3 protein-coding genes are annotated in these 12,767 nt (G+C 28.3%); all 3 read right to left on the minus strand.

What is annotated here, in order from left to right; translation table 11 throughout:
• Positions 1-3: 3 nt before the first annotated feature.
• From HMPREF1252_RS02290 to HMPREF1252_RS02300, 3 genes are read right to left on the minus strand one after another with little or no spacing between them, the layout of a single operon-like run.
• Complete coding sequence (locus tag HMPREF1252_RS02290) at positions 4-1,125, minus strand: saccharopine dehydrogenase (RefSeq protein ID WP_023059352.1); 1,122 nt, start codon at positions 1,123-1,125, stop codon at positions 4-6.
• Positions 1,122-6,557: a condensation domain-containing protein gene (locus tag HMPREF1252_RS02295; protein ID WP_023059371.1), complete on the minus strand. Its 5,436-nt coding sequence runs from the start codon at positions 6,555-6,557 to the stop codon at positions 1,122-1,124. The genes HMPREF1252_RS02290 and HMPREF1252_RS02295 overlap by 4 nt, the downstream gene beginning before the upstream one ends.
• Before the next feature lie 8 nt (positions 6,558-6,565).
• On the minus strand, positions 6,566-12,760 hold the full coding sequence (locus HMPREF1252_RS02300) for a non-ribosomal peptide synthetase (protein ID WP_023059188.1): 6,195 nt from the start codon (positions 12,758-12,760) through the stop codon (positions 6,566-6,568).
• Positions 12,761-12,767: the final 7 nt, after the last annotated feature.

Raw genomic sequence — 12,767 nt, forward strand, 5'->3', positions numbered from 1 at the left:
AACTTATATTTCCCCCCTTTCTTGGCTAACACAAATTTCATCTCTTATTGATTTGCCATTTAATTTAATATCTAAAATAGCTTTTCTGTATAGCAACTCTTCTAAAACATCTTTACTATCCAAAATCTCAAACGCCCACATTGTTTTATTTATGTCATCTCTATCCAACAACTCTTTTACACACATTGCTGTTAAATAACCGTTTATAAGATAAGTATCTCCACATATAACTTCTAAAAACTCCTCATATTCCCCAAACCCATAGTCTAGAATTATAGAACATTGATACTTGTATTGAAATAAATTATCCTTAACTTTTCTTTTACTTGATATTTGCTCATTAATGTAATCGGCAACTTGATATACTTTCTCCAAGGAATATTCTTTCTGGATTTCTGAAACACCCTGTCGTAGAATCTTATCATGCTCTGGGTTGAGATACACATTATTCCAATAAACTTCATTATTAGGAAATTTTTCAGAAACATTTAATAACTCTTTAGAAATATATTTTATACATACAGAATTCAAAGGTAAAAAATCAACATTATTTTGTTCTTTTAAATCAACTTCTCTGCTTATTTTTTTCTTTTCTCCTTTAGAGATAAAACAATTGGTCTCAATATATCCATCTAATGAACTCATTAAAACATCAATTAATGCATTTAATGTCACTTTCTCATTTCCTCCAGCATACATGTAAATACGTTTTAAGTTTTTTGAATATTTTTCATTGAGCCACTTCAAAACAATTCCAGATAATCCTGGGAAATTTCCAGTACCTATTACAGATTTTGTATTTAAAATTATTTCATCATCCAATAAATTAACGCCAAATAAATCAACATATTTTAAATCAAGTTTTTTTATTGCATGTGCAATTTTAGGGCTTGTAACATATGAAGGTCCTGTCGCATTAACTATCAAGTCGCAATCCTTACAAAAAAGGTACAACTCTTTATCATTCAAAACATCAACGGATACGTGCTCAATATATTTATCTACGAGATCTTTTTTTATATATCTATGTCCACATTTTAACCTATACCCACTTTGCTTCAACTCCTCAAATACTATATTCCCGCAAAAGCCACTAGATCCCAATATACCTATCTTTTTTTTCATTGTTTTTTATCTCCAAAAATATTTTTAAATACTTCACTTGCCATTTCCCCATTTAAACATGTTAAGTGATTCCCTTTTATTTTTTGTAGCTTTATATCCCCTAAAGTTGCATTCTTCCAAAATTTTTCATTATCAATATTATCGAGCGGTAAAAAAGTAAATTTTTCATTATCACAATATAAAACTTTTACATCTCCTACATAATTTTCAGGCTCATATAGCATAGCAGCCTCAAAACTTTGAGAGAATATGTTGAATCTTTGCTTAATATTACTTAAAGTATTTATTTCATTAAGCTTTTCGTTTTCAATGCTATTTAACATCCTATTAAAACGCTCATTTTCATCTAATGTACTAAATTCTACATAACATTCTTTCACATTCTTAAATTTATCAATAGACTCTAAAAATAAATCATCCCTTTGCATTAATTTAAGATTATAATTCTTCGATAAGTATAGTAAGCTCTTTCTCACTTCTTCGTCTGAAACTGAATGACCAGCTTTATTAATATTCGCTCCTATGAGTTGTGCAAATGCCCTTTCTAATAGAAAATTATTTAGTATCATCTTTTTGCATATCATAGTATCTATTGTGGTCACCATATTTACCTTCAAACCTTTTTCTAATAGAACTTTACCAGTTTCAATAGCTATCAACCCACCCGTACAAAATCCTATTAATTCGAATTCTTTTTCTCCCGTCTGCTCTAATAGATTTGCATACTCGTATCCTAATGTTGATATCAAGTTATCTGGAGATATTGATAAAAAACTTTTTTCATCAATATTTCCTAATCCGTATAAATTATACTTATCACAATTTTCATTTATTAATGGTATCAAGCTCGAATATGGTCCCAAGCTTCCTAAACCATCATGAAATAAAACACATGCTGAATTCGTAGTCTTTTTCTCACTCAGTAAAATTATTTTTCCTATACTCTCATTATCTTCTTTTAGTTCTTCTTGCGAGTTAAATATAAAATTACTACACATTTCTCTTAAGGAATCTGATTGAATTAAGCCCAACATTATCTGATCCCAAGGGACTTCTTTAAACTCTGCTAAGTTTTGTTTCATTTTAGAGGCAATCTGTGCTGCTATTAAAGAATCACCTCCTAATTCGAAAAAGTTGTCATTAATGCTCAAACTTTCAACTTTCAATGTTTCTTTCCATATTTGAACTAAATTTTTTTCTAAATTAGTTGCAGGTCCAACTTCCTTCTTATTTATTTCTTTTATTTTTACTCTTTTATTAATTCTTTCCTTTAAATCATCTCTTAGTTTTCTTCTATTAATACAAGCTTCCCTTGTAAGAGGGATTGAATTAATAACATTAAATGTATTAACTCTAATAGGATAAGGCAAGAGTCTTAATATATTATTTAAAATTCTTTTTTTATCTAAATCAATAATACTTTCTCTAAATTTTACAATATATAAACATTGTCCCAAAATATCTCGTTCTCTGCTATTGTCTGGAAAACACTTCACCAAATCACCATTGCAATAATTTATGATTTTATTCATGTCATTCATTGATAAAAACACTTGATCCGTATCTTCTCTAAATCCTTTTATATGGTCTAAGCCTGCATGAAACTCCATTGAAGTTAATAACGCATAACTTCCGGGTAAACCTTCAAGAATTACTAGATGTCCATTTCTAGTAAGCATTCCCTTAAATTGTTCTAATACTTCAGATTCATCATTTGCATTATGAAATACATTATTGCAAATGATTAAATCAAACTCTGAATTATTCATTCCCTGTTCAAAATAATCTTTATTTATATCGTAAATTCCAAAATCTATATTATTATACTTTATAAAATTTTTTTCTGCTTCATTAATAAATGACTGAGAAATATCAGTAAATAAATACTTTATATTATAATTTTTAATTTGCTTCATTAAATCAATAGTGGTTCCTCCAACTCCTCCCCCTACTTCTAAAATCCTGAAATCCTTGTTAGGAAAGCGTTGATTGAAATCATCTATAATATCATTAATATATTTTATCGTTGCTTTATTCATTATGTTACTTATAGGATTGTTTTTATATGCTGCTAAAGCTACATCAAAAGAACCATTTGGGAAAAATAACTCAACTGGATTTATCTTTCCTTGTAGCAATTTAATTAGATTCACTCGTGATTCATAAAAATAATTCATCATTATATCGCTGTATTTAACGTGCAAATCTATCTCTTTCCATTTTTCCCATGCCTTTCCTATATTATCTACTCTACAACTATTTAATTTGTATCCTCTGTTTGCGTTGTATTTAATAATTCCCTCGGAAATAAGTGCATTAAGCCATCTTTTCAATAATCTTTTGTATATATCAACAACCTTTGTTTCATAATATATTTCTTTAATAGAATACCACTTGTTTTTATTAACAAATACTCCTAATTTTAAAAATGTTTGAAAAATATCCTCTATAGCCGTTTCGTTTGATGCCTGCATCCACCTTAAAAAATTATCCAAGTTAAAGTCATCCACATCTTTTATGTTGAACTCCGAAAATTTAATATTTCTGGTATCTTTGGTTGCTTCAGAAAAATTTGGTTGGACAAACACATCTACGCTACAATCATTTTTGTTGGGGACAATTGCAGACTTATGAATATCTTTTAAAGAATTAATTTTACTTTCAATTTCATAAACATTAATATCGTTACCCTCTAATTTTACATCACCAGTACTATCATGGGTTACTATTATACTATCTGATGTATACATTCCTCTAAATTTTGTTTTCGCAAGAACATTTTTTTGATCAGTACTGTTATATATGTCACTACTTGACTCATCGTTCGATTTTTTGTTGACGAATATATCACCTACAACCCATTCTGGGCACATAGACAAATGCTGATCCAAAATAGAAATTTCACCGCTCGATAGATTCTTGTTAAATGAAAGCAAATTATCTTCATGATCCATCTTTACATACTCTTTACATAAAATCATATACTGCTCATTATCTTGAATTGTAAAATCATCAATCATAAATATAATTCTAAAACTTTCTAATAACTCTGGAAATTGATTTATTAAGCTCATAGAGTCAATAGCAGTTATAACAATTAAAGTTTTAGAAATTATTGATTTTATTTTTGATTTACGAATATGATTTTTACATAACACTTCAAGTTGATGCATATTGACCTGTATGAATTCTGAGTCCATTATCATTTTATTATATTTTTGTTGTGAAATATTTTTGCACAGGTTTAATGTTGATTGAGATAATAAGCATATTAATAAATTCGTAATTAAAACACGGCTATTGTTATTTTCACAAACTAGTAATTCATCAGCTTTTCTTACTTTCAATAAATCAATTTGTTTTCTGACAAAAGAAAATATGTTTTTAACCTTGATAGGATAAAATCTCATTTCACCTAATTGATCCATCTCCTTTGAAATGAGTGTAGCCTTTGCTATATCAGTTATTTCAAATTTATCTGGTTTTTCATCATCAAAATCTTCTATCTGTTCCAAAGAAATAATTTTTAAATTTTTATAAATCTCTCCATCTAAGCAAAAATCGTCAATATCATTAATTAGAGCAAATTTAATATCATACTTCTTGTTTAGCGACTCTATTTCTTCTAAATCTTCCGTTTCATCAATAGGTAATGCTCCCCCTCCTATTGATAATATTGCTAAGATAGCTCCGACTTTTAAAAAAGCATCCGGTGAATTAATTAAAACAGTATCTCCAGATTTGCATTTATTTATAATTAATAAATCTCTAATATTTCTTACTAGCAAACCTAATTTTTTATACGTATATTTTTGATCATAATTATTCAATATTATTTTAGAAGCCATTTCTTCTAGATATAGATTTCCAATAAAAGATTCAAAATTCATATTGTCATTAAACTCCGATGACAATATATGACTCTGGCCAAATGTTCTTAACACTTCTTTATCTTTGCTAGAGTTTTCTTTACGTCTATTTAGTATAATATCAGAGAATCTTGTAAAAGCTGATTCAATCATACCTTTAGGGAATATATTATCTCTTACATCCCATGTAATCAATATTCCACCCTTGTCTCTCATTACCTGACAATCAAGTATTACTTGTGGGGTCTGTGTTATTTTATAAACCAATTCCCCAAAATTACTTATACTGTTACTTTTAATGTTCTCTTGAATGCCTAAAGCACTTGTAAAAACATATGGATATATTATATTCTGTTTTCTTGATTTTGATACTTCTCTAAGAACTTCAATACCTGAAAAACTTCTATTATCAATATCCTTCCAAAGTTGAAGCTGGATATTTTGTGCATTTTCCACAAATTCATTTTCGTTTAAATTGCTTATTTCTAGTAAATTGATATCAGTAAAATCCCCTACAATAGAACTAATATTAGGATGAATATCATCTCTCTCCGAAATTGTGACATTTATACAAAATCTTTTTTCGCTAGACCAACGGCTTAATACTTCTGCATATGCTGTTAATATAAACGCTGTTAGGGTTATTTTGTTTCTGCTACAAATATCTTGTATTTCTAATTCTCTCTTTTCAGTTATACGAAGATTAAATTGTTTTATTGATACATTTCCTTCACTTGATTTGGTTGTTAATGTTGGTCCTTCAGGTAAATCTTCAATTTTTTTCAACCAATAATCTTTCGCTTTATTATAGTTGATTCGATATTCACTTGTTTTTTTGAAGTTTTCATCGAATACTATAATATCTCTAAATGTTATTCCTTTGTTTTCTAACTTAATATCTTCAAAATATGAGTCCTCAAGATCTCTAATTATAACTCCAATGCTTGTAAAGTCTGCAATCAACATATCCAAAGACAAATGAATTATACTGTAATCATCAAATGATGTTATTTCTATGTCATATAGTGGCCATTTCCCTAACTCATAAGTCTTTGAAGATAATCTCTTTCTAACATTTTCCAAATGTTCGTCATTAAAATGGTATTTTGAACACCTTTTAGTATATCTTATATCTGGAATATTATAATCCTTTAAGATTTTTTGTTTTCCATCATTGTAAATTACAGCATGTAACATTTCATTTGCTATTATTACATCAGTCCAGGATTTCTTAAATTTAGCTATATCAATTACAGGATATTTTATTTCACAATAAATTTTACAGTTTGTTTGTCCATATTTATATAGCTCCCCTTTACCTACTGTATAAGCTAATTGCATATTTGTTAAATCAAATTCTTCATTTAAATTTTCCTTGTCAATTATTACAGGAGAGCAACTTTTTGCAAGAAAATCTATTAACTCATCTCTTATCTTAGAAAGTTCCTCTTGAATTGCTTTATTCATAACACCTTTTGGGGAATTATAGCATAGTTTTCCATTTTCTAAAAATAACCTTATGCCTTGCTTCTGATATTTTAGAATAGTTTTTTCTATCGACATATGCCCTCCTATATAAAACCTATTTCATTATCATTGTTATTGTTTTTATTCCTGTTATTTATTTCCTTAAAGACAGCATTAGAAAAATCTTGGAGCATAGGATTTTCTAATATTACAACCATAGATAAATTAATATTAAATGTTTCGTTTACTAAGTTTGTTAATTGCACAGCATTAAGCGAGTTGCCACCAGATTTGAAAAAATCATCTACCAACTCTAGTTTCTCTACTTTTAATACATTTTCTACAATCCTGACTATCTCATTTTCAAATGTTTGTATACTCTCTTCTGACTCACTATTGAGGTTTTTATCATTCCTGTTGTTTGAAATTGATTTTTTAATAAGGTCTTTTTTCTCAATATGGTTTATTGTCAAATCCATTTCTGTGTCATCATTTGAAATTCTTATTAATTCATCCACTTTTTTGTTGCTTGATTCTAAAAAATCATTTATTAATTCTACATATGCGTTGAAACATATATCTATCTCCTCATTTATGAATAAATTAGTTACATAATCCCATGTCAATATAAGGTCTTCATCTAATTCTATTACTTGATGATCTAACCATACTTGAGGCGTTTGGCTTATAGAGTAATTTAACTCACCGAGAAAATCTACATTTCTATTTCCTTTCATTCCTAAGCCACTTGTAAATATAATTGGAGCAATCATATCTGTATGTTTCTTCTCTCTTAAATCTCTTAAAAACTCTATTGAACTATATGATGAATGCATCATATCAGAAAGGAGTTGTTCCTGAATTTCCTTTGCATTTTCCAAAATAGTTTTGCTTTTATCAAGTTTTATTTCCAATAAACATAACTGAGTAAAGTCTCCCATAACTTTATGAATTTCAGGATGAATATCTTCCTTTATAAATTGTGTCACATTAACTACAAAATTATTGCTGTTACTATATTTGCATAATATTGTAGAAAATAATGATAAAAGTATAGTTGTTGGTGTTACCTCTACTTCAGTCGCTAATCTTTTAATTTCTATCCAATCGTCTCTCTTTATTCTAGCTTCTTTTCTTTTAAATCTTTGTTCAGAGTTATTTCCATCATTTTTCATAATGGATAATCTTGGCATGATAGGAAATGAGTCCAACCTGTTTATCCAATAATCTTTATCTCGTTCATAATGAAATCTGTCTTCTTGTTTTTTATATAAAACATAGTCTCGAAATGTTGGTTCAATAGTTTCCGAACTAAAATCTCCATCATATTTAAGCTTTATTTCTTTTAAAAACTCAAACATGCTCCAACCATCAAGTATTGCATTATCAATTCCTATAAATATTCGAAATAGAGTTTTAGTAATTTTAGTTACTTTAAAATCAAATGTAGGAAAATTACTCAAATCTATAATTCTATGCGAAAGTGATTCTCTCATTTGCAATAAAATATTTTCTTTAGCATCATCATCCAAAGTGCTTAAATCATTTATATTTAATAAATAGTATGGAACTTCTTTCAGAATTACTTGTTCTCCTGAATTTAATATTATTGTTCTTAAAGCAGGATTATATTCAATGATATCATTTAACGCTTTCTGTAGTTTATTGACATTTATATCCATACTATCGAATTCAAAATAACAATGTGTTGATACATTCCCTAAGTTATACGCCCCCTGTCTACCTATCCAATAAGCCATTTGTACATCAGTAAGTGGAAATGGCTCATATATGTTTTCTTTATCTGGCACTAAAGTTCGTATTTTGCTTCTATTGATAAACATTTTGTTTTTATCTATAAAATCCGACAAAGAAGCTACAGAGGCACTCTGAAAAATGTCTTTTATCGAAATTTCTATCCCCATTTTATTTTTGACTTTCCCGATAATGGATGCTGCTGTTAATGAGTCCCCTCCAACGATAAAATAATTATCATTAACTCCAATATTTTCATTGCATAAACATTCTTTCCAGATATTCAATAATATTTTTTCTGTATCTGATATGTCATTTGTTATTTCTTCTGAAATAACTCTAGAATGCTTGACATCCTTCAGTAAATCTTTTTTAAGCTTCTTTCTATCTGCTTTTCCATTCTTATTCAGTGGGATTTCATCCACATGATAAAAATAAGTTGGAATCATATAGCTTGGTATTTCATGTGACAAATAACTTCTTAATTTTTCAAAGGTAGGCTTGTTTTCTTTTAAATTAGCTATTGTAAAAGTTATAAAATTAGAGCATTCTGTCCTTTTTTCACTGTTTATATAGAGGACTTCACAATCATTATTGTCAAAATCAGCTGGTCTTACTTCGTTAAATGGCTGCTCATTTATTATATCTGCTGTAATTATAGGCAGTAGGTTATTATTTTTTAATTCATTACCAATAATAAGTCCTTTGACTTTCAACACTTTTAGCATTTCTTCTATAAGAGTCTTTTTGTCATTACTTCTGTGAATCGAGTTTAAAGCTATAACAATATCAAAATTATCTTCATCTAAAGAAGTTCCTAAGTTATCATTTATACAAACATATTTAAATTTACTATCATTCTCCAAGTCAGATAGATTATTTCTAAAGTAGATAGAACTATCAACATAAATATAATCACTAACAAACTCTTTAAGCTCTTTAAAAATAGTAGTAGTTAATTCGCTATTTCTAGTTCCATATTCTAAGATTTTTATATTTTTCTTATTATTTAATCTTGCATAAGCCTTTATTGAATTTATAATGCTATTAATTGATTCTTTATATCCTAAAAGTTCTTCTGTAAATTTTGACATATAGGATTTATTTGGATCCGAATAAAATGCTTCTATAGGATCTTTTTCTCCCGACAAAATCTTTATAAGCTCCAATTCTAAATTCATTAAATAATTACCTATTTCATTATTGCAATTATCCTCATTTATGAAAATCTCATCTTCTCTAAATGAATATTTTTCATTCTTAAATTCTAAATATTTTAAAGATAAAAGTTTATTTATCCAATTTTCAATTATAAATCTATTCCTTTTTGAATCCTTAATTTTATTATAAATATCAACAATTGAGTAGCTATTATTTACTAAATCAAGTTCAAAGCTTTTAAAGACATTTATAATAGTTTTGGCAACCAGATTATTTATTTTTTTATTTTGTGCCCCTATATCCTCATAACAGATTTCTTCTACTTCCTCAATAAAAGAAGTGTCTATTTTTTCTAAACATTTATTAGTATTAAAATTATCAGAATCCTTGTCAATTTTTACAAAGGCTACTAGATTTTTGCTGTTTACTTTTTCTATAAAATCAACTACTACTTTTTTAACACCATCAAATTTACTTATAGCATCTTCGATTTCCCCAAGTTCAATTCTATGACCTTTAATTTTTACTTGAGTGTCTTTTCTTCCAAGAAATTCAATAGTACCATCATTCCAAAATCTTCCATTATCTCCAGTTCTATACCATCTAAGTCCATCTTCTTCAAAATACTTTCTATTAGTTAGGTCTTCATCTCCATGGTAGCATTTAGCAACACCAACTCCACCAATTAGAAGTTCTCCCTTAACATAATTAGGGCATATTCTACCTAATTCATCTAATACTCTATAGACTTGGTTTTTAAGTGGTCTTCCATATGGAATTGATATCCAGTCTTTTGGTATTTCCCTTGGTACATTTAAATAATTTGACCATATAGATGCTTCTGTTGCTCCACCCATAGCAACAACTATAGAATTTTCTTTTTCGCTTATCTTATAAAATCTTCCTGGTAAGTCTTTTGCTATCCAATCTCCCGATAACATAACAATTCTAAGTGGCAGGTTTTTCTTTTCGCCCTCTGCCATAGTTACGAGCATGTCAAAAAGTATAGGTACAGAGTCCCATACACTTACCTTATATTTTTCAATAATTCTAATCCATTCATCAGGATTACGATAATTATCTTCATTAGTTGTTATTAGAGTTCCACCTACACCAAGTATTCCAAAAATATCATATACTGATAAGTCAAAGTCTATTGCTGACACCATAAGTAACGTATCATTTGAATTAATAGAATATTTTTCATTTAAATCATTAATAGTATTAATGGCACTTGTGTGCATGATTTCAACACCCTTTGGCACTCCTGTAGTACCTGATGTCATTATTATATAGGCGGAGTCAAAAGGACTTACTTCTATAGGATTATCAAGACCTAAGGATTTGTCTATAGCTTTGTCTAAGTCAATTAAAGAAACTTCTCCTATATCTAGTTTGCAATTTTCTGTTGTTTTATTATCACTGATTACAAACTTTATACCTATTTGTTCGTATATTTTACTTCGCCTTTCACTAGGTTGATTTATTCCGATAGCAATATATGCTGCTCCAGCAAAGAGTATTCCAAATATAGCATAAATTTGCTTGCTTGATCTCGGGAGAGTAATACCTACATATTCTCCCTTTTTAATTCCATTTTCCTTTAAATATCCTGCTATCTTTAAGGATTTTTCATATAAGTCCATATAGGATATTTCTTCTTTAGTTTCTGAATCTATAATTGCAATTTTTTCTGGATTTTCTTTTACATTTTTTATAAATCCGTCATATAATCTTTCATCAGGAAAGTTTAATGGAAGAATTGATTGAAGCTCTTTTTCTCTTACTTGTTTTTGATTTTCTGATAGCACATCAAATTTACCTTCCCAATTTTCTTTTTCTGTTAGTCTTAAAAGTTGTTCTTCTAAAGAATTTAACATGTCATCTAACATTTTTTCATGGAAAAGTTCATCTACACTGTCCCAACATAATACTAAATCTCCATTTTTTATATAAGATTGGAAATCTAACCATATTCCTGGAGTTTGTGATACCATATATGTAATTTTTCCCAAAGCTTTTCTTGAAATTTCAGTCTCTAGTGGGTAGTCTATGTTGCACGCAAAAACTACAGGTACTACATTAAGGCTTGTACCCTGTAATTTTGATATATCTCTTTGAACTTGAACTCCACTATAAGATGAATGACTAGCATTGTCTATAAAGGTTTTGCTTATTCTATTCAAAGTTTCTATGAAAGAAGTATCATTTTTTCTTTCATGCTCTACTAATAAGATATTTGTAAAGTCTGCTACCATAGCTTTTAAGTTTTCGTTTGAAAGATCTCTATTAAATAATGGTAAGTTTATAAAAAACTTATCTTGGTTAGTCCATCTTTCTAGAATTAAAGCATATGCAGTTAATAAAACCATTGATGGTGTAGATTTATAGCTTGCTGCAACCTCTTTTATTTTGCTCCATTTATCTTTTTCAATAACTCGTTTTCTTCTAGTAAATCTCGTTTCTTTAATTTGTTCAGGAGCTTTCTTTAATGGTAAATTGGGTCTTTCTATCTCAAATGAGTCTATTTTTTCTTTCCAAAACTCTTGATCTTTTTTATAAATTTCAGAGTCTACTTCAAGATTATTTATATAGTCTTTAAAGGTATAACTGTTTAGATTGTCTAATTCTTTTCCTAAATACAATTCTCCTAATTCTTTTAAAATAAGGCTCAAACTTATTACATCAGCAACTAACAAATCCAAATCAAAGAAAATTTTATTTCTATTATGTGATAGATTTGCAAGTTTTAATTCTGCTACTTCTCCTATTTCTACTCTAAATTTTCTATGCGATAAATTTTCTCGTATTTCATCTAATCTAATTTTTCTTTCTTTTTCATCTAAATTAGATAAGTCAAAAACTTCAATTTCTTCACTAAAAGGTTTATCTAATATTTCTTGCTTTCCATCTTCTGTGAATCTTGCTCTGAGCATTGGATGTCTATATTGAAGTTTATTCCACGCATCATTCAATCTTTTATAATCTATATCTTTTCCATCTATTTCAATATAGGCATGACAACCCACTCCACCTAGAGTTTGATCATCACTTCTGCCTATAAAATAAGAATATTGAACATCTGTAAGATTGAATGAATCTTTGCCATCATTTGATTTCTTATTATCTTTTGAATGTTTCTTAATAATTTTTGAATTAGCTACTAGGTCAAACCATGAATTAAGTGTAGGCTTCTCAATGAGCTTTGCGAAGGATATTCTAAGTCCTTCTTTTTTAAGAATTCCTGAAAGTTGCATTACTTGCATGGAACTTAAGCCTTTTTCTATTAAATTGTCATTTTCTTTTATGTCTGATTTCTTCAAGGTATCTTTTAACCATTTTTCAATTATTAGTTTAATTTCTTTTCTCGCATCAAATTCCATGTTCTGC

The sequence above is a fragment of the Peptoniphilus sp. BV3AC2 genome, from assembly GCF_000478945.1.
Classification (GTDB): Bacteria; Bacillota; Clostridia; order Tissierellales; family Peptoniphilaceae; genus Peptoniphilus_B; species Peptoniphilus_B duerdenii.

Coding starts and splice junctions, on each gene's coding strand:
- HMPREF1252_RS02290 (WP_023059352.1), bottom strand. CDS start 1,125: ATGAAAAAAAAGATAGGTATATTGGGATCTAGTGGCTTTTGCGGGAAT.
- HMPREF1252_RS02300 (WP_023059188.1), bottom strand. CDS start 12,760: ATGGAATTTGATGCGAGAAAAGAAATTAAACTAATAATTGAAAAATGG.
- HMPREF1252_RS02295 (WP_023059371.1), bottom strand. CDS start 6,557: ATGTCGATAGAAAAAACTATTCTAAAATATCAGAAGCAAGGCATAAGG.